The following is a 22,387-nucleotide window of genomic DNA, read 5'->3' as shown; positions in this document are numbered from 1 at the left end:
TGTGGTCGTGATGGTACAAAAAACCGTTGAACTTTCCGAAACACAAAAGGGAATCTATTTTGATTGTCAGGTGAATGATCCCACTTCGTATAACATCTCAGCTTCAATGCAATTTGATCATCTTCAAATGGAGATATTTCGCCGGGCCATCGAATTGCTTATGTATGAGCAAGTGGTGCTGCGTACTCGGATTGAGATTCAAAATGATGTACCCGTGTTATCCGTTCATGAAGATATGGATTATTCACTTGTCTTGTGGGACCTAAGTAGCGAGAATCAGGAGAATCCAAAGGAACAACAGTTAGAAGCATTGGTGGATGAATGCATCGGGACACCTTTTGATCTAGAGAAAGGTCCTCTGTTCCGTATAATGATTGTTCAGATGGATAAAAGCCGATATATTCTGACCTTATGTATTCATCATTTAATATGTGATGGCATGTCGCTTGAACTGATGAAAAACAAACTTATTCAGTCATATACGTGTCTTCTTGAAGATCAGCCTGTGGATGTCAAGCTGGATGAAGGATTCATCTCTTATGTTGAGGCAGAGAACAAGAAACTGCACGAAAACAAGTACTTCAAAGAGCGGGAATACTGGTTAAACAAAATGAAGGGAGCGGAACCTCTTTCTCTGAAGCACGACTTTCCAGCAGGTTCTTTACAAGAAGGAATTGGTCATGAACTGCGATTTGATATTTCGGAATCGTTAATGGCTGATATTACACAGATGTCCAAAGATAATGAAGTAACCGTTTTTATGTTTTTTATGGGTGCCTTTGGCATTCTTATGAGTAAATATGTCGGTACAGAGGATATCACCTTTGCCTCCCCATATTCTCATCGTCCCGGTATGGACTTGGAAGAAACGATTGGATGTTTTGTCCATATGTTGCCTATGCGATTCCATATTGACCTCGAATCAACTCTAAAACCTCTGCTGCAACAAGTAGCCACAACCTGGATGGATACGTATAGGAACATCGGATATCCCAATAACCTCATTGTCAGAGACAGCATGTTACAGGCTCAACCCGGATCACCATCGTTGTTTGATATCTCCTTTGTTTATGATTCCTATGAGGAAGATATCCTCGGAACTCGTATTCTGGATCAGGATAAGGTTACGTTTCCAGGAGATCTAATGGTGGTGTTGAGTCGTTTACCGCAAGGAGCTCAGTTGAAGCTGCAATATAAACCGAGCTTGTTCCGTGAAGATTCAATGGAGCGAATGGGCCAACGATTTTTATACTTGCTGAATCAACTAGTAACCAATTCTGATCAAAAAATCAGTGAGTTCAGCCTCCTGATGCAGGATGAGAAAGAAAACTTACTGTACCGATTCAATCAAACTTCTTATTTTCCCTACACTCCACAACATATTATGGATATATTTCACGATAAAGTAGCACGTTTCCCGGAGCGGGTAGCTCTAATGGAAGGGAAGCATCATCAGACCTATGCGCAGGTCAACGCAAAAGCGAATCAATTGGCTAGGCAGATTGTTGCGAGTAAAAAAAGTGATAACGCGGCAGTTGGCGTGCAGATGCCACGTTCCTCGGATATGGTCATTGCCCTATTGGCTGTATTAAAAGCCGGATGTGCTTTTGTGCCTGTAGACCCTTCCTATCCTTTGTCCAGAAAGGACTATATTATATCGGATGCAGACATATCCATAGTGCTGGCTATGCAGCCCGAAAAAGATGACAAGACTCTGGATGTCCAGTACATCTACGTTGAGAGAGATCAGGCCTATACGGGGGATGCCTCAAACCTTGAAGAGGCGCTGAATCCGCATAGCCTTGCCTATATCATGTACACATCCGGATCAACAGGCAAGCCAAAAGGAGTCATGGTTGAAAATCATAGCGTAGTCAATACACTGCTTGATCTGGAGCGTCGGTTTCCAATGCAGGCGCAGGATGTTTACTTGCTGAAAACAGCATATACCTTTGATGTGTCCGCCACGGAACTTTTCGGCTGGTTCATGGGTGAAGGCGCACTAAGTATTCTTGAGCCTGGAGCAGAAAAAGACCCTGCTCGTATTGTGTCTACGGTGGCATCACATAAGGTGACGCACATTAACTTTGTTCCAACGTTATTCCGTCTTTTTCTGGAAACGATGGAGCTTCGCTCCGATCTGTCAGCATTGGAAACGCTGAAATGGATGTTTGTTGGCGGGGAGGCAGTCACGCCAGACATCATTGAGAAATTTAACAGGTTAGGCATTAGAGCAAGTCTGGAAAATGTTTATGGTCCAACCGAATGCACCATATGGGTTTCTCATTATCCGTTAAGCCATTACGATGGCTTGGGCAATGTGCCGATTGGCTACCCGCTCAATGAGTCCAGATGGTATGTCGTCGGACATCATGATGAGCTTCAGCCGTTAGGTATTCCAGGGGAGCTTTGTCTTAGCGGTGTTGGGCTTGCACGTGGATATCTGAATCTGGAACAGATGACCCGAGAGAAGTTTGTCCCTAATCCTTTCTTTCAAGAAGGACAGGACGCAGAGCATTTCAGGTACATGTACCGCACAGGTGATCTGGTACGTTCACTCCCAAGCGGTACGATCGAATATCTGGGACGCATTGATTTCCAGGTTAAAATTCAGGGAGCCAGACTGGAGACAGGCGAAATTGAGAATACCCTGTCAACCTATCCGGGTGTCATCCAGACCGTGGTAGTCATGAAATCATTTGAAGGTAGGTCCGGCTTGCTGTATGCCTACTATCTGTCAGAGCAGGAGCTGCCTTCTGTCGAATTGAGAGAGCACCTGTCTCGTTTGTTACCGGCATATATGATACCATCCGTTTTTGTACATAAATCCGAATTTCCATTGAATAGCAGTGGGAAGATTGACCGGAAGGCACTCATGGCAGATATCACGCATGCTCACGCTTCCAGTACGTTTTATACCGCCCCGTCTTCTGAGCTTGAGAAGGTTATAGCTGAAGTGTGGGCCGAAGTGCTCGGTGTTGAGAGAGTAGGGCGCGATGACCATTTCTTTGAATTGGGCGGAAATTCATTTTCTGTCATTCAGGCTCACAATAAACTAAAGCATTATACCGATGTGGAGTTCCCTGTTCCTCGTTTTTTCGAATGCCCGACTTTGCGTCAATTTGCGGCGCTGGGATCAAAAGATGAGGGAGTTCGGATACCGACTGAAAGGGAACAATTGTTTCAAAGAAAAGACGGCATTATGCGTGAGGACATTGCAATTGTGGGCATGGCGGTGAATGTGCCGGGTGCTGAGGACATAAGGGAGTTCTGGAGTAACCTTGTTGAACGGCGGGAAAGCATTCACTTTTATAGTGATGATGAATTGAGGGAGCTTGGTGTGGAGGAAGCGCTGCTGCGTTCACCTCGTTATGTCAAGGCAAAAGGACGTGCCAACGGCATCGATGAGTTTGACGCAGGGTTCTTTGATTATACTCCCGGTGAAGCCAAAATGATGTCTCCCCAATTCAGACTTTTGTATCAGGGAATATGGGAAGCGCTGGAGGATGCAGGCTGCAGACCGGATGAAGCAGGTAAGGTGGGTGTGTTCCTTGGCGGGTCCGATGACTTCGAATGGTACCGTCAAGTACTTTTTAACGATGCTAACTATAGCAGTAAATACGAAGCATTTACCCTCAGTACCAATCATTTTCTCGCTACCCGAATGGCTTATAAGCTTAACTTAAAAGGGCCGGCCTATACCGCTCTGACCGGATGTTCTACTTCACTGGTTACACCTCATCTGGCATGTCAATCTTTGATCGTTGGAGAATGTGATGTGGCCGTGGCTGGTGGGATCACCGTGGAGTTGCCCAATGAAGGGGGTTACATATTTGAGGATGGCATGATGTTCTCCACAGATGGACACTGTCGTCCATTTGATGCGGCAGCCAGTGGAACCGTCTTCTCCAATGGTATGGGAATTGTGGTGCTGAAGCGGGTAACCGATGCTCTGCGGGACGGAGATCATATCTACGGGGTCATCAAAGGCTCAGCAATTAACAATGACGGACAAGAGAAACTCAGTTTTCTTGCTCCTAGCGTAAGCGGACAGGCTGAAGTCATTCAGGATGCTTATAAGGTAGCCGGAGTAGACCCGGAAACGGTGAGTTATATCGAAGCACATGGTACGGGAACGTTGCTTGGTGATCCAATTGAAGTAAACTCGTTAACTCGGGCCTTTGCTTCCGACCAAAAGCAATTTTGTTATCTGGGTTCGGTCAAAGGCAATGTGGGACATATGGATACAGCCGCAGGTGTGGTTGGTTTAATCAAGGTAGCTCTCAGTCTTGGACAAGGTTATATCCCTGGAACAGCGAATTATGAGCAGCCTAATCCCAAAATTGATTTTTTGAATACGCCTTTTAAAGTTAATGCACAAGGTGTGGACTGGAAACAGGGCAATGTTGGAGTCATGCGCGCAGGAATCAATTCATTTGGTGTGGGGGGCACGAATGCTCACATGGTATTGGAGGAGGCTCCCGAGATGGAGAAGTGCAGTCCCGATAATGACGTAAATATATTGCTTTTTTCCGCCAAAACAGAGCACTCGCTGAACCGCACCGCTGAACGGATTATGGAACATCTGACTCAGCAGCCGGAGCCATCTGTGTCGAACGCAGCGTGGACCTTGCAGTCAGGTAGATCTGTTTTTGCGTATCGTAAGGCACTCATTCTGGATAAGACATGGAAGGATAATCCGGACAAGCTGATACAGCAGCTGGGGAAAGCACGCGTATACCATTCAGCTCAAGGCACCCGTCCCGTATACTTTATGTTCCCCGGACAGGGCAGTCAGTATCAGGGAATGGGTGCAGAACTATACAGATCTACAGAGCAATCAGGCCTGGCTCCAATCTTCAGAAGTTATATCCAGGAAATATTGGACCTTCTGCCCGCGGAAGAACGAGAAGAAATGCTGTCCGTTGTATACGGAGATCAGCAGCCTGAGCGAATAAACCAGACAGAGTACAGCCAATTCGCACTGTTCATGACAAGTTATGCGCTGGCCAAGTCGCTGCTGGATCTGGGCATCAAGCCAGATGGCATGATCGGGCATAGCATTGGTGAATTGGCTGCCGCAGCGGTATCGGGGGTGTTCGAACTCGGAGATGCTGTCAAGTTAGTTCGACTTCGCGGACGTCTGATGCAGCAACAACAACCCGGGGTCATGCTTGCCATTATGGCGGATGCACAGCAGGTGAAGTCACAACTGGAGGAAGACATGTGGCTTGCCCTGGTGAATACTACAGGTTCCAGTGTAATTGGTGGGACAGCTGAAGCCATTTCACGGATGGAAGCCAAGGCTGAAGGACTGGGCTGGAAATGCATTCGTGTGAAGACTTCCCATGCATTCCATACGCCAATGATGAATCAGGCTGCCGAGGAATTTAGACGTTATTTAGCAGAGAATTCACTTCATACGCCACAGATCCCATTACTGTCCAACACCAGTGGAACATGGGCGCTTGGAGATGAAATCACACAACCTGACTATTGGTCCCGTCATATTTTACAGCCGGTGTTGTTTGAATCAAACCTGGCTGAAGTGTTGAAGGATGAGCGGGCTGTATTAATTGAAGTAGGTGCAGGACGAACGCTAAGTTCCTTTGCCAGACAGCACAGTCAATCAAGAGATTCCCAGGCGGTACTGAACATGCTGCGTCACGTAAGGGAAACGGAGCAGGATAGTATCTATGTGAACCGCAGACTTGCGGAGTTATGGTGCGAAGGCATTGAACCGGACTGGAAGGTGCTCAAAGGGCAGACGGTACGACGCAAATGCTCTCTGCCTACTTATGTTTTCAACAAACAATCCTATCCTGTCAGTGTTTCTCTTTCTGGGTCATCAGCAGCGGAAGGAATGGGTACCGGGGATGATACGGGGCATGCAGAGCAGGGTAAGGGAAGTGGCTCTACTCTAGTAAAAGGGACAGTTTATACAGGTGATTCCGACCAACTGAAACAGATTGTCCTGGACGCATATCGAACGATTTTTGGCATCGATGATCTAGATGAAGAGGTTAATTTCTTTGCGGTCGGAGGAGATTCTCTCAAAGCAGTCAGCTTGTCTGCATGGATCCGGTCTCATTTAGGAATTCAGCCTGAGGTAGCAGATATTTTCAATCATTCAACGCCTATTCAACTGGCGGAGCATCTCTATGTCATGGCGAAACCAAAAGTGGACCAACAGACAATTCAATCAGCACCCACTATGGATGCGTATCCAATCTCTTCTGCACAGATGCGTATGTTCACACAAGCGATGCTTGATCCAGGCAATACGGCTTACAACCTACCATCTGCAACCATTATTGAAGGTGAATTGGACCGTATAAGAGTTGAGGCTGCTTTGCAGAAGTTGATACAGCATCATGAGGCGCTCAGAACATCGTTTGAGATACGGGGCGGTCAGATCGTTCAGATCATCCAACCTTCGGTTCGCTTAAGTATGGGCTATACAGAGCAGCATGTGGCAGATGACCAAGAGTTGCCTGCGATGATCGAGACATTGATTCGTCCTTTTGATCTGGGGAGTGCTCCGCTTATGCGGGTTGAACTGATTAAGATAGGCGAGCGCAAGCATCTGCTATTCTTTGATATTCACCATATTATCGCAGATGGTACATCTGTCGAAATCATCACTCGTGACTTCAATGATTTATATTTTGGCAAAGAGCATGTAGTCCGATTGCAGTACAAAGATTACGCGGTATGGCAGCAGCAGCGTCTCGCTTCACAGGAATACAATTCACATCAAACATACTGGCTGGACCATCTTGGCCCTTCTTTACCTGTGCTGGAGCTTCCACTTGACCATGAGCGTCCATCACAGCGATCCATGCAAGGGGGACGTCTCCATTTCACGTTGAATCGTTCGGTAACACAAGACTTGCACGAGCTGGCTTCCTCATCGGAAGCATCCATGTATATGGTAATGCTAAGTGTGTGGAATCTTCTTCTCGCACACCGCTCAGGTCAGCAGGACATTGTGGTAGGAACGCCTGTTGCAGGAAGGATGCAAGAGGAGTGGAAAGAGACGGTAGGCATGTTTGTCAATATGATTGCGATGCGGAATTTTCCCACGTTTGATCGTACGTACACTGATTTTTTACGCGAACTTAAACAACATACTCTGGATGCTTTTGCGTATCAGGAGTATCCGTTTAATGAGCTTGTGGCACAACTGGGCGTGACACGTGAGTTGAACCGAAATCCGGTATTTGATGTTTGTTTCGATTATCAGAACATGGATTTGCATGGACTTGAACTTCATGGTTTGCAATTCAGTTCTTTTCCGGTGGAGACAGGTACGTCTACTTATGATCTGTTAATGACTTGTCAAGAAAACAGGGAGAAGCAGGTGATTGAAGGATATATCGAATACTCGCTGGATCTGTTCCACCGGGACACAGTGGAAGGTATGATGCAGGAGTTTATCGGACTCTGCCAAGAGGTTGTACAACAGCCTAATATGTCTCTGAGCGAACTGTTTGAGAGAAACGAACGTTCTCATGAGCACCCAGTCCATCGTCTTGCTGGTCCACGTCTGGATTACAATTCTGCGGGGGGTCTGCATCGGCTGTTTGAGCTGCAGGCAGAACACACACCAGACAAGAAAGCTCTCCTTGTATCATCCGGAGCCTCTTTTACCTACAGGGAGCTTAATGAAAAAGCTAATACGCTGGCTTGGAAGCTGATTGATCAAGGTGTACGCCGGGATGAACCTGTGGGCATATTATCCAGACGAGATGAATCATTGATCATTATGCTATTGGCAGTGCTGAAAGCTGGGGCGGCTTATGTGCCTCTGGACCCTGCTTTTCCGTCGCAGCGCATCGTGAATATGATCGAAGACAGCCGGATGAACGTACTGCTGTGTACGCCTGATGAAGAAGAAACAGTGACTTTTAGCGGAGAGCGATTCGTGTATGATCCAACTGCCCAGGATGTGCGTTCATCCGTTAACCCGGACATAAGCTTCCTGTCTTCGGACCTGTCCTGTGTGATTTTTACCTCAGGATCAACGGGGCGTCCCAAAGGGGTCATGATTACTCATGAGGCGATGGTCAATTTTGTTGAGGACATCAGGCACCGACATATTTTTGCACATGAGACAGATCGCATCATCAGTGTAACGACCATATCTTTTGATATTTTCGGATTTGAAGTGTGGACACCATTATGCACCGGATATTCGCTGTATCTGGCCAATGAGCAGGAGCAGCTTGACCCGGCTCTTGCTTCACGTCGAATACGTGAACATGGTATTACGCACATTCTTAGCACGGTCTCACGCATTAAGGCATTTGTCGAAAATCCGGAATTCGCTCAGGCGCTGGGCAATCTGCGGTGTGTTCTTACCGGAGGGGAAAATGTCCCTGTAGGACTCCTCACCGATCTGAAGCGGCTTACGCCTGCTCGAGTCTTTAACATGTATGGACCAACGGAAACTACGATCTGGTCAACGACCAAAGAATTGAATGACACAACCGCGATTACCATTGGCAAGCCCATTACCAATACAGAGATTTATATTCTGAATGATGAAGGTGAAATACTGCCACCTGGCAGCTATGGAGAGCTGTGCATTGCAGGAAAAGGATTATCCCGCGGTTATCTGCACAATGCAGCTGAGACCGATGCTCGATTCATTGCAAACGCCAATGTTTTGGGAGGCCGTTTGTACCGAACTGGCGATCTGGCCCTTATACTGCCGGATGGGGATGTTGAGTTGATGGGGCGGTTAGATCAGCAGGTGAAGATTCGAGGCTACCGGATTGAACTGAACGAGATTGAGCAGGCAGCGATGAATTATGAACGTGTAAGGGAGGCTGTCGTTAAGGTAGAAGGGGCCGAGCCACATTCATTGCAATTAATCCTTTTCTACAGTTTGAAGCCTGGGATTGGGCCTTCCGTTATGGAAGATGAAGACGTACAGCTTCGGACCTGGTTAAAGCAGCGGCTTCCACAGTACATGATGCCTTCTCGCTTGATTCGTCTGGAAAATCTGCCTGTGCTGCCTAATGGCAAACTGAATCGCAATGCCCTTCGTCTGGCTGATTTTGAAACGGGAGAGAAAGCTAATCCGGCTCTGGTTTATGGCTCATCCATTCAAGGAATCGAGCGGGCAAAGGTTGATCTGGAGCAGATGCTCATTGCAGCGTGGAAGGAAATGTTGAATCTGGATACGGTTAATATCCATGATCACTTTTTTGACATCGGAGGCAACTCGCTGGGGCTTATTCTGATCAATAATCGCCTGAATGCCTATCTGGATAAAAGCGTTCCGCTGGTGCAATTGTTTGAGCATTCCTCTATTGCATCACTGGTCAATCATCTGGTGGCTGAGCAGATGCTGCCGACAGTTACACAACAGGTACAAGAGGAGAGCGGACATATCGCTTCGGCTGGATATCCTGTTACGAACCCGGAGCCGACAACAGCTCCAAAAGAGTATGTGAGGAGCACAGTTGAACACAGCAAAGTGGAGCAGGGCAGACCGGAACAGAGTATCCCGTTTGCTTCAGAACACAGTAGCAGAATTTCTTCTTCGACGGATATCGCAGTCATTGGCATGGCAGGGCATTTTCCCGGCTCAAGAAATATTGATGAGTTCTGGGATAACCTAATGGCAGGTAAGGACGGTATCACCCGTCTGAATGAGGAGGATCTAACCGCTGCGGGTGTACGACCGGAAGACTTCAAACATCCTGATTATGTACGGGCCAAAGGTGTACTGCAAGATACTGAGTATTTTGACTCCGGATTTTTCGAATATCCGCATCAGGAATCCAACATGATGGATCCGCAAATACGGCTGCTGCATCAGTGCTCATGGGAGGCGCTTGAGCATGCCGGGTGTGATCCTTACAGTTATGAGGGATCTATAGGATTGTTTGCGGGAAGTGGACTAAGCTTACCATGGATGGTGCAATTTCTAGGTCGTTCCGGTAATTTGCTACAGGCTTTTGAAGCCATGACTTTAAATGAAAAGGACTATATTACAACTCGGGTATCTCACAAATTAAATCTGAGAGGGCCGAGTATGGCCGTACAGACCGCATGTTCGACCTCTTTGGTTGCTATCCACCAAGCTGCTGAATCGCTGATTCGGGGGGAGTGTGATGTGGCACTTGCGGGAGGTGTCTCTATCTCCTATCCGCTCAAAGAAGGTTATCACTGGCATGAAGGCATGATTTATTCAAAGGATGGTCATTGCAGACCATTTGATGAGCAGGCATCTGGTACTGTGTCTGGTAATGGATGCGGAATGGTTGTGCTCAAGTCACTCCGCGACGCGCAGAGAGATGGAGATCATATCTATGCAGTCATTAAAGGTTCGGCGATTAATAATGATGGCATGGACAAAATTGGATATACGGCACCGAGTGTGGCCGGGCAGGTCAAGGTTATTCAATCTGCCCTGCATCGTTCGGGAGTGTCTCCAAAAGAGATCTCCTATCTGGAGGCGCATGGAACAGGAACCAAGCTGGGGGACCCGATTGAAATCGAAGCGCTCAGGCAGTCATGGGGAACAGATCTTAGGAATTATTGTGCTCTAGGTTCTGTAAAAGCCAATATCGGGCATCTTGATGCGGCAGCAGGTGTCGCCGGTTTTATTAAAACCGTACTGACGCTTTATCACCGGGTGGTTCCGCCACAGATTCACATGAATCGGGCGAATCCAATGTTGGAGCTGGAGCATAGTCCCTTCTATATCAACAGGGAGCCACAGCCATTAGAAGACGCGAAGCATGTTCTGCGAGCAGGTGTCAGTTCGTTTGGGATCGGGGGTACCAATGCTCACGTCATTCTGGAGCAGCCTCCTGTTCAAGAGAGCCAAGCCAATTATGAGTCATTGCTTCTGCTGCCCTTCTCGGCCAAAAGTGAATCGGCGCTGGAACGCACGTACGATTCGGTTCTACAGGCGATCCATGCATTGCCGGAGCAGTTGCCCAATGCTGCGTGGACGCTACAGAAGGGAAGAAGCAGATTCATTCATCGTAAAGCACTAATCGTTGTAGACGGTTATATTCCGCCAAGCGAGCAGTCTGTGGAGTTTGAGACACAGGCAAGTGTGATGAATGGGAAGTCTAAGGTCATGTTTTACCTCAGCGGAAATGCAAGTTGGGAAGCGCGCAAGATTCGGGAACTATATGCTTCTGTGTATCGCAGCCAGGTCTCAGAGATATTCAAACAGCACTTTGAAGAGATACTGAACCTCTTTGAGTCCAAGGAACAGTATGCCATTCGCCAAGGCATAGGGCGATCGTTAACCGATTCAAGGCTTGAGCGCATGCAGTGCTTTGTTGTGCAATATGCTCTTTATAAAACCGTGATGCAGCTTGGTGTCAAGCCAGATGCTGTCTGTGGACAAGGCGTTGGCGAACTGGTGGGGTTGGTTATTAGTGATGCACTTGATCCAGTACATGCCGTGGGGCTTCTATACAATCTAGAGGATTGGTCACTAGAAGAAGGAGCATTGTCAGATGCTTTGACAGGAAGGATGACAGATGCAACTGTAACAGACCATGCGTCGAGTATTGCACCACTGTTATCTCCAAATTTCCTGTTTACGCTGCTAAATCGCAAGACGCTTTCTGAATCTGCTGGGCATACGCTGTGGATCGTTTCGAATCAGCAGCAGGATACAGACCAAATAGCCCCGGATTCATTTTCAGAGCCAAACATCATTGCTCTTACTGGAGATCGTGAGAGCTTGCTTGAGGCAGACGTGTATTTAATGAAAGTACTTGCTTTTTGCTGGTGCTCTGGCATGGAGCTTGATTGGGAACAGTTAAACGGAACGGGGCGCAGGCAAAAAATCTCCCTGCCGACGTATTCCTTTGATCCGATTGTTCATCAACATGATGTTGCATTGTATCAGCTTGCAGGTATGTCGCAGGTTGCAGCGGGTTCTATCGCAGCATTAGACCAATCTCCATCTGGGAAAGTCCGGGTTCAACGGACTGATGATGAGATAAGGCATGTATTGTCGCAATTGTGGCAGGAGTTGCTTGGTAATGGAGAAGTCGGCCTTGAAGATGATTTCTTTGAGCTTGGAGGTCATTCTTTAAAAGCGATTTCCTTGGCGTCGAGGATTAAAGAAATGTTTGGATTAAATTTGGGGTTGGAAGAGGTTTTTGATCATTCTGTGTTTGAACACATGGTTCAATGGATTGCTGAACATCAGGCTACAAGTGACTCTGATTCAGTGAACCCAATCTTGCCTGTACCTAAGAAAGAGAAATACAAGACCACTTCTGCACAGCGAAGAATGTATGTGGTGCATGAGTGGATGAAAGGTGAGAGTACGGCGTACAATCTCGCCAGTTCCTATAGGGTAAGAGGAAAACTTGACCCTACCCAATTCACATTAATAATGGATGCACTGGTAGAGAGACATGAAGCATTCCGTACCAGGTTTGAAATGATTGACGGTGAGCTTTTCCAGGTTGTCGAGGATCGGGTTCCAAGTGTTGTGGAGTCGCTGGAATTAGAAACAGCAGGGTTAGAGCAGGTCATGGAATGGATCAAGCCTTTTGATCTGACCAGCGCACCATTGGTTCGTGTTAAGCTCATTCGCCTTTCTCAAGAGGAACACATCTTATTCATCGACATGCATCATATCATTTCGGATCAGAGTTCCATTGCCATCCTGATGCAGGATTTTGCACGCATGTACAGAGGAGAAACATTGCAATCTCTTGACATTCAGTATAAGGATTATGCGGAATGGCGTGATGAAGCTGCGTCACATGGACAATCTGTTGAAGACGCCAAGTTTTGGATACGGGAATTCGAGGACATGCCTGCACCGGTTGAATTGCTTACAGACTTCCCAAGACATGGCGCGTCATCCTACAGCGGAGACAGACGTTCCATTGAACTTGGTGAGTCGTTAAGCACACAGGTCAATGACTTCTGTACGCAACAAGGGCTTACACCCTACATGTTGTTCATGGCAACTTTGAATCTATTAATCTGGAAGTATACGGGTCAGGGAGACTTGGTCGTTGGTACAGCGGTTGCGGGGCGTGAGAAGCCAGAACTTAATAACGTTATGGGTATGTTCGTGAACATGCTCGCCATTCGCACCAGCATGGACAGAGAATGGTCCACAGAGGCGTATTTGAATGAGATGCGTGGCAAGCTGTTATCCTGTTATGAACATCAGCATTATCCTTATGAAACACTGGTGGAACAACTTGGTCTATTCGGTGATTTAAGCCGCAACCCCCTATTTGATGTGGTGTTAAATTACATTAATATGGGAACCGATGATCCTGAAGCCGCGGAACTGATGCTTGAACCATGGGTCGAAGGTAGGGTGGATGCCAAATTTGATCTGACTTGGACACTGGTCGAGCACAAGCAATGTTACACGGTTGAACTTGACTATCGCTCGGATTTGTTTAAAGCGGAGTCCATGGAACTGATGCTGGATAAATTCCGGTATATCCTGTCTCAGATCACAACAGGGGATAATGAACGAATTGGTCAGATTAAGCTCACTACACCGGAGGAAGAGGAATGGCTGCTGTACGGAGTCAACGATAATGCCGCCCAGTATCCGCGAGATGCGACCATTTCCCAATTATTCGAGGAACAAGTTCATGTGCATGCACAGAAGACAGCATTGGTCTGGGAAGACGGTGAATGGAGCTATGCGGATCTGTATGAACGTGTTCAGTGGCTGGCATTCAGGTTGCTTGGACAAGGGGTGAAATCAGGCTCCAGTATTGCTCTCATTCTGGACCGTGGACCGATCCAGATGATCAGTATTCTTGCTACGCTCAAGGTGGGTTGCAGTTATGTCCCGATCGACCCAGCTTCGCCGCCATCGAGAATTGAATTTATTTTGCAAGATTGCGATGCGGCTGTGTTATTGACTGAAACGGCGTATGCCTCCACATGGCAATCTGTAGTTCCTTGTATCGTGCCGGCAGATGAACTGGCAGCATTTGATTCAGGAGATATGCAGGAGCCCGTTGAACATATGAACAAGACTGCTCTTGACCCGGCTTATATCATTTATACATCAGGGTCCACAGGAACCCCGAAAGGGACTGTGATGAGTCATCGCAATGTGAGCAAAGTCATGAAAAATAGCAATTTTGTCACCGTTGTGCCAGAGGATCGTATCCTGCAAATTTCTAACTATGCGTTTGACGGTTCCATTTTCGATATTTTTGCTTCATTAATAAATGGCGCTACTCTTGTATTAATCTCAAAAGAGACCATTTTGGATATGGCTCGTTTGGCGGATGTCATCCGACAGCAACGGATTTCAGTATTTTATATTCCGACGTCTTTGTTTAATATGCTGGTGGATTGGGATGCTGAATGCTTGAATAATGTGCGTAGAGTGATGTTTGGTGGTGAAGCTGCATCGGTGAGCCATGCCAACAAAGCGCTTGCATGCGTGGGGCCGGGCAGGCTGTTAAATGGATATGGGCCAACGGAAGCAACCTTTTTTGCCTCCTACCACTTATTACAGCAAACAGAGCCTTATACTGGCTCATTGCCTATAGGATACCCCCTGTCTAACACAGCCTTGTATGTTCTGGATGATGAGCTGAAGCCTGTGCCACCTAATGTTCCAGGGGAACTGTATATCAGTGGGGATGCGGTGGGTATTGGATATCTTAACCGTGAGGATCTTACCCGGAAACACTTTCTGGATGATCCCTTCCGCAAGGGAGAACGAATGTATCGGACAGGTGACATCGTCAAACGTCTGATTGACGGCAGTCTGATTTTTATTGAACGTTCGGATTTTCAGGTCAAAATTAGAGGTTTCCGCATTGAGTTATCGGAGATAGGCAACTGCGTGGAGCGTCTTTCGGGAGTTCGTGATGCCTTTGTCATGACAGCTACAGAACCATCAGGAAGTCTACACATTGCCGCTTTTTATACAACCGATACTGGGGCAGATGCTGAGTATATTCGAAGAGAACTTCACCAGCAGCTGCCAGAGTACATGGTGCCTGCACGAATTATTCGAATGGATCATCTTCCGATTAATGCCAATGGCAAAGTGGACCGAAGGGCATTGTCCGAGCATTTGGTTGAAGAGCAGCGGAGGTCTCTGGAAGTGAGTTCACCTTGGACAAAAACAGAGCGTGTCATTCTTGCCGCCATGCGACAGATCCTGAGTAATCCAGGCATTGGTGTGGAAGATCACTTCTTTCAAAATGGGGGGCATTCGCTCAAAGCGATTGCATTCACTCAAATTTTGGCAAAAGAAGGAATTGCCATCAATGTGAACGAATTATTCCAATATCCGACAGTTAGAGGACTTGCCCGATTGGTAGACATTAATCCTCCGGCGTCAGTTTGGTCCGAAGATAGCCTGCATATTCAGTCCCCGATAGTCATACCACAGGACATAACACTTCATGAGAAACAACTGGACAGCCTGGTCCTGCACGTTTTAAACAGCTGCAATCAGGTTTCATCTTTTATGGCGGGCATGACCCCTATGGGTCGATTCCCACTATCTCCAATTCAACAAGCACATGCTTCTACGACTTCACGAGCAAGCGGATTTACAACAACGCTGGAAGGCGAAATGAATGAACAAGCTGTAAAACACCTGATTCTTGGGGTTATATCCCGGCATCAGTTGCTGCACAGCATGATATATGAGGAAGAACAATTGTATTGGCATCCATGTGATATGTCATTAGTGGCGGACATGCTGCAACAGCTTATCCCATATCTTGATATTCGTCATTATGCTTCGGCTACGATTGAGCAGTTGGAGTACAAACTGGTTCAGTCTCTGTTACACAAAACGTATACGCTGAAGGAACTACCTTGGCGTCTGTGTATTTTGCGTACAGGAGCCACAGAGCATAAGTTGATTTGGAGTTTTGATCATCTTGCGTTTGATGGTATGAGTGCTGAAATCATCAAGCAGCAACTTGAGTCGAAGGCATTATATAGACCGCAAGGTGTAGGGATCGAGAGTGATCTTCTGTACCAAGTGCGAAATTATGAGGATTACGTAAATTTTCTGTCTCAAGGTCCCATAGGTGTATCTGAAGATGAAATAGAGAAACAATTTTCACTTCAAGCATGGAATAGATGTAACACCATCGTCATGAACAAGTTGAAGGAAACAGAAACATTGTCGCCTTCAGCCATGACTGCCGAGTTGTCCCTTGCAGGGAAGGAGCCTGCCGATGTTTGGTGGACATGCTTTGAAACTTTTGCCAACATCATTGCGGCTTATCTGGACTTAAGCCAATTGCCAATAGCCCTGGTGCATTACGGAAGGGAGTACGGCGAAGAATCCTACTATGATTATGTGGGAGAATTCCTTGATCTGATTCCAGTGCTGGTAGACAGTGAATTCACACAGGAAGATCTGTTGGAACGTCTGGAATTTACGAAGCAACACAGCATTAACTTTATGGCACTTACACATGATTCTTCCCTCTCGGCACAATATGATGGCATACAGGAACAATTGGGAACTGCCTACAGGCAAGCAGAACAGAAGCCGCGTCAGATGATTCTGTTTAATTATCAAGGCTTCATCTCCAGCAGCGAAGCGATCCCAATGTCGTCTCAGTCGTCGGATGACCAAGATTCGAATTCGGGACTCGCCCAATTCGAATGGGTTATTCGCTACGATGAAGAGTGTCTGTACGTACATCTGGCCTGTCAGGCTGGTCTGGACATCAAACGTATGAAACAACTGATTGATGACAAGCTTGGTAGCGATGTGAAAGTGGTAGTTCACAATGAGGCAATGGAGGTGCAACATGTCCAGTAAATCCATACAGCGAGGACCCGAGCTGATTGTGCCAGAGCATTATTCAACAGTGGCTGAGATGCTAATCTACATTGCAGATACTCATCCAGAAAAGGGAATGACCTATATCAGCTCTTCAGGTGACGAACAGTTTGAATCCTATCCTGAATTACTGATGCAGGCGCGCAAGTACCTGCAGTCTCTTCAGGAGCAAGGCATTCAACAAGGACAGGTCGTTATTTTGGAAATTGACCAGTCACAGGAATTTTACCGTACCTTTTGGGCTTGTATGCTGGGGGGCATTATTGTCGCCCCGGTTAGTCCTCCGGCTGCCTGGGAACCAGGCTCAGCCGGTCTGGAGAAATTCACGAAAGTGTGGGAGGTACTCGGGCGTCCGGTAGTGATCGTCGAGGAAGCCTACATGCCCAAGTATAAGCAGCTTGCGGAAAGTCCGGTATTCAAAGGTCTTATGTTGATTAGCGTGAACCAGCTTCAAGCAGGCCAACAGATGGCTGATCTATGCCCAACCTCTCCTGACGACATTGTGTTCCTGCAATTCTCATCAGGAAGCACGGGAATTCCCAAAGGTGTGCAGTTAACAAATCACAATATTATCGCCAACAGTATTGCATGCAAGACTTTTCTTGGAGCTGAAGAAGGAGATAATGTGTTTACCTGGTTGCCGCATACGCATGATATGGGGATATTTGGACAACACCTGACACCCGTCCTGAGTGGAGCCAACATCATGGTGATGTCACCTTATACTTTTGTACGGTCGCCTTATCTGTTCTTACGCAAGATTACGGAGCATCAGGGAAAATGGTTTTGCTGTACCAATTTTGGTTTCGAATGGATGGTTCAGAAGATCCCGGATTCCAAGCTCTCAACGCTGGATCTGTCTTCACTGCGTATGACCTTGAATGGTGCAGAGCCTATATCAACGTCTGTTATTGAGCGATTTGTCAAAAAATTCAGCTCTTGTGGCTATCGTCCCAATATGATGTTTCCTGCGTATGGCATGGCTGAAGCGACAGTAGGTGTATGTACCTCCAGACTGGGGGAAGAGCCACGAATTGAACGTATTTCGCGTTCGCGGCTGGTGCAGGAAGGACTGGCTGTGCCAGTCCAGCTGCCTAGCAGTGATAGCCATACTTCGGATGTGATTGAATTTGTCCATGAAGGATATCCCATGACAGGGATTCAGATCCGGATTGCGGATGAACAGGGTGAAGTGCTGGATGAGCGGGTCGTTGGCGAAATCCAGATCCGTGGGGAATCGGTAACTTCCGGATATTACAGTCTCCCTGAGATCAATCGTGAAATGTATGTGGATGGGTGGCTTCGCACTGGAGACTTGGGTTATATGGCTGATGGCTCCCTGGTTGTAAGCGGACGAATCAAGGACATTGTGTTTATTCGGGGACAGAACCATTATGCGCATGATCTTGAAGAAATTTTGTACCAGAATAGCAGCATTCCTAGAGGGAATCTGACGGTAGTTGGGCACTTTAACAGCCTCAAACAAGTAGAGGAGCTACTTGTATTTGTTAAATACAAATCGGGCACTCCACAGTTTCTGGAGGTACGACAGGATCTGATCCAACGTATGAGGGCTGGATTGGGTATTGAGATCACTCATGTTCTCCCGATCAAAGTTATTCCCAAAACGACGAGTGGCAAGGTTCAGCGCTTCATGCTGAGAAACGAATATGAGCGTGGAGTATTTACCAAGGACATCGAGGCCATTGAAGAGCTGATTCGCGAAAACACACAACAGCAAGGACACGAGACGGTTTCCGCATCGTCTTTGGAGTATACCGTACGTAAAGCCTGGGCCGAAATTCTTCAATTGCCCGCAGGAAAGATTGAGATGGATACTTCTTTTCTCGCACTTGGAGGCAATTCCATTCTCTCCTATCAATTACTTGACAAGCTGTCTGCACATATGGGACGTGAATTAGGACAAGAACTACTTGTTTTTTGCAGTACAGTACGTGAGATGGTGGAATATCTGCAGGAACTTCCAGCAGATACGAAGGACTTTGAACAGGCTGAAACAACAGATAATCACCTGAATGTACATCGTGCTATTGCTATTACCGGACTGTCTCTGCGTCTGCCTGATGCCGACACCCAAGAGCAGTTCTGGAGCAATCTGGTTAACGGGTTAGATAGTGTTGACCGGGTTAGCTTAGAGCGTGCAACACGTTCAAAGCAACCCGATTGGGATGACTGGATTGGGGAACTGAAGCAACCGGATACGTTTGATCATGAGTTCTTTGAAATCCCGTCTGAACAAGCTGCGTTTATGGATCCGCAGCATCGCAAGCTGCTGGAAGTTGCTCATGAGGCGCTGGAGGATGCGGGTATGCTCGTGGACCATGAGGATAAGCGTGATGTGGGTGTGTATGTAGGGATTAACCCAAGCACATACTTCGATCTGGTTGTTGATTATATGAACCGGAGTCTTGGAAAGGCTGTTCATTCTCACGCTATGGTAGGCAATATGTCCAATATAGCAGCGGCCTCCATTTCACACATGTACAATTTCACAGGACCGGCACTGTCCATAGATACGGCATGTTCTTCTTTTCTGGTAGCACTGACACAAGCTGTGGCGGCCATTCAGGACAAGCGTATCTCTGGGGCGGTTGTAGGTGGAGCGAACATTTTGGCTACACCGCATGTTCATCAACTATCACGCAATGCTGGAATCTGTTCTTCCACTCAACATACGAAGGTATTTGACCGGGAAGCAGATGGTTCAGTCTTGGGGGAAGGTGCTGTTGTTGTATATCTGGAGCCGCTAACAGAGGCAGTTCGCAACAATAAGCATATTTATGGTGTGATTCGCGGGACAGCGGTGAATAACGACGGATATTCCCTGGGCATTATGGCACCCAACCCTCAGGGGCAATATGAGGTACTCCGTGCCGCTTATCGCGATGCCAACCTAAACCCGAGCGAGATTTCTTATATTGAAGCACATGGATCAGGGACAAGGATTGGAGATCCAATTGAGGTGAATGCCTTGCTCCGACTATTCCGGGAAAAGGGATATACAAGCGACAATTCAATTGGATTAGGTTCAGTCAAAACCAATATTGGTCATTTATTTGCAGCCTCCAGTGGAGCCAGTCTTGCCAAGGTTCTGCTCAGTATGCAGCATGGGGAACTGGCACCAAGTCTGCATATGGATAATCCGAATCCAGCCCTCCGACTGGAGCAATCGCCGTTCCATATCGTTAGCGAGCGTAGATCATGGGATGTACCTGAAGGAAAAACACGGAAGGCAGGCATCAGTTCGTTTGGCCTGGGAGGTACGAATGCCCACATTGTGCTGGAAGAATGGAAAGCCCCTGTCCGTGCAGATGCCCCGGCACGAGGCCAATTGTTAACGTTCTCTGCGAAATCAGAGCAGGCTTTAAAAAAGCTGATTGATAATACGGAGCAGTATGTGAAGAAACATGCGGACCTGGCACCAGAGGATCTTTGTTTTACCCGGAACAGATATAGAAAACATTATCGGTATCGTGCAGCAGTAGCTGTCAGCCCCACCGGAGAGTGGAACATCGAAGAGATGGAATTTGGCTTCAAGCCTAGAAACCGAGCTGCTCGTGTCAATATTGTGGTTGGGGGGCATGAGATTCGCGGAGAAGATGAAGCGGAAGCACGCCAAGTAATCAGGCCAGACGTTTCTAATGAACATACGGTATCTACCTTGAACTATTGGGTGACCTTGCTTGAGACACTTGTACGTCTGGTCCCTTCCATTCAGGAGATTCGAGGAATAGCTGCAGGAGAGGAGCTTGTATCCCGTTTACATCTGGATGGCGAGGAACATCACAACGCTCATGCAAGCCAATCCATTCCAGTGAACAACAGAGTGACTTTAGACAGTTTGCAAGACACACCTGGCAAGATGGCAAACGCCGACATTGTAATTATGATTGCTGCAGATCAGACAGTGCAGCAGCTTGAATACAGTGGCAAGGAGAGCTTCATCCGCCTGTCTGCCGAGCCGACACTTACCATGGAGGAGCAGCTTGCTGCATTGCTGGGACAGCTTTATGTACGTGGTGCTGCGCTGGATTGGGAACAGTTACATCCGAATGGCTCTGGCCAGATTGTACATCTGCCAGCACATCCATTCGAGCCGTATGTACATTGGATAGATGTGAATCAGGGAACGGAGGTCATGATATGACAAAAGAAGAAATTGAGCTTTTTCTCAAAAGCGAGATTGCTGCAGCGTTGAATCAGGAGCCAGAGGACATCGATGAAGAGATGAATTTTTTGAAAATTGGTGTCTCATCTGTGCAGGCGCTCAAGATCATTAATCGTGCGCGTAAGCATCTTCAAGTTGACATCAGTCCGGTTGCGTTGTTTGAATACAAAACAATTGCCGAGTTCGCCGCATATCTCAATGAATCTCTCCTTCAAGAGGGGGTTGCCGAATGATTGAAGTGGATGTAGAGCAAGAGATCATTCATGAAGCTGAATTGTTTGCTGCCCGTGAAATTCGTCCTTATGCTCAACAGATTCAAGAGCAGCAAGCCATTCCCAGAACATTGATCCGTGCCATGGCTGAAAAAGGTTACTTGGCTGCCTCGATCCCGGCTGAATATGGCGGCATGGGTCTCGGTCCCAAGTCGTACGGGCTGTTGACTGAAGTATTTGGCAAGGCTCTTCCAGCCGTTCGCAGCTTGTTAACGGTACATACTTCACTTGTAAGTGAAACTTTGGTACGTTTCGGAACGCCTGAGCAAAAATCGTCCTGGCTGCCCAAGTTGGTGAAGGGAGAATGGATTGCTGCCTTTGGCCTGACTGAACCGGAAGTTGGTTCGGATGCAAAAAGTGTAAAGACCGAGTGGAGAGAAGAATCGGACTGTTATGTTTTGAATGGAAAAAAGAAGTGGATTACGTTTGGACATTTGGCAGATGTATTTATCATTATTGCCTCGAATCAGGGACGAAGCACTGCTTTTTGGGTCGAACGCCAGTTTGAGGGTGTACAGACCAAACCTATTGAAGGTGTCATGGTTGCGGGCGAGACAGGTATAGCTGAGATTGATCTCCATGAGGTGCGTGTACCAAAAAATCACATTATTGGACGCCTGAATGAAGGTTTTGAGTACATCGTAACCGGGGCGCTGGACCAGGGCAGATATAGCATAGCTTGGGCAGGGCTGGCGATTGCGCAGGAAGCGCTGGATGCCATGGTGACTTACTCAAGGAAGCGGAAGCAATTTGATCAGAAGCTGAGTCATTTTCAGCTGATTCGCGGCATGATTGGAGATGCGGTGACAAAAGTCCATGCAGCACGAGCATTATGTTTACGGGCAGCCGAGCTGAGAGAAGCCAAGGACCCGCAGGCCGCCATGGAGACAACGATCGCCAAATATTTTACGTCCAAAGTTGCTGTTGAAGTTGCAAGTGATGCGCTACAGGTCCATGGTGCGAACGGAATTAGTAACCAATATCCTGTTGCCAGGCTGTATAAGGAAGCCAAAATTCTGGAGATTATTGAAGGCTCTTCTCAGATGCAGCAGGAGATGATCTCGCATTACGGATTAAAAGCCTATTACAAGCGTGGCGGTAGCGTATGACGTTCTG

The 22,387-nt window shown here is 47.3% G+C and carries 4 protein-coding genes; all 4 read left to right on the top strand.

The window, feature by feature from the left end:
• Nucleotides 1–10: 10 nt before the first annotated feature.
• From MKY87_RS07155 to MKY87_RS07140, 4 genes are read left to right on the top strand one after another with little or no spacing between them, the layout of a single operon-like run.
• Nucleotides 11–16,789, top strand: coding sequence for a non-ribosomal peptide synthetase/type I polyketide synthase (locus tag MKY87_RS07155; protein WP_340967392.1), 16,779 nt, complete (start codon nucleotides 11–13; stop codon nucleotides 16,787–16,789).
• On the top strand, nucleotides 16,779–20,978 hold the full coding sequence (locus MKY87_RS07150; RefSeq protein ID WP_340963521.1) for a beta-ketoacyl synthase N-terminal-like domain-containing protein: 4,200 nt from the start codon (nucleotides 16,779–16,781) through the stop codon (nucleotides 20,976–20,978). The genes MKY87_RS07155 and MKY87_RS07150 overlap by 11 nt, the downstream gene beginning before the upstream one ends.
• Nucleotides 20,975–21,232, top strand: a complete 258-nt coding sequence (locus MKY87_RS07145) for an acyl carrier protein (protein ID WP_036668520.1) — start codon at nucleotides 20,975–20,977, stop codon at nucleotides 21,230–21,232. Before MKY87_RS07150 ends, MKY87_RS07145 begins: the two co-directional genes overlap by 4 nt.
• Complete coding sequence (locus MKY87_RS07140; RefSeq protein ID WP_339790059.1) at nucleotides 21,229–22,380, top strand: acyl-CoA dehydrogenase family protein; 1,152 nt, start codon at nucleotides 21,229–21,231, stop codon at nucleotides 22,378–22,380. Before MKY87_RS07145 ends, MKY87_RS07140 begins: the two co-directional genes overlap by 4 nt.
• Nucleotides 22,381–22,387 lie beyond the last annotated feature (7 nt).

The organism is Paenibacillus sp. FSL R7-0198, assembly GCF_038000415.1.
Taxonomy (GTDB): domain Bacteria; phylum Bacillota; class Bacilli; order Paenibacillales; family Paenibacillaceae; genus Paenibacillus.
Note: the sequence above shows the minus strand (reverse complement) of the source record. Positions and strands in the feature narration are given on the sequence as shown.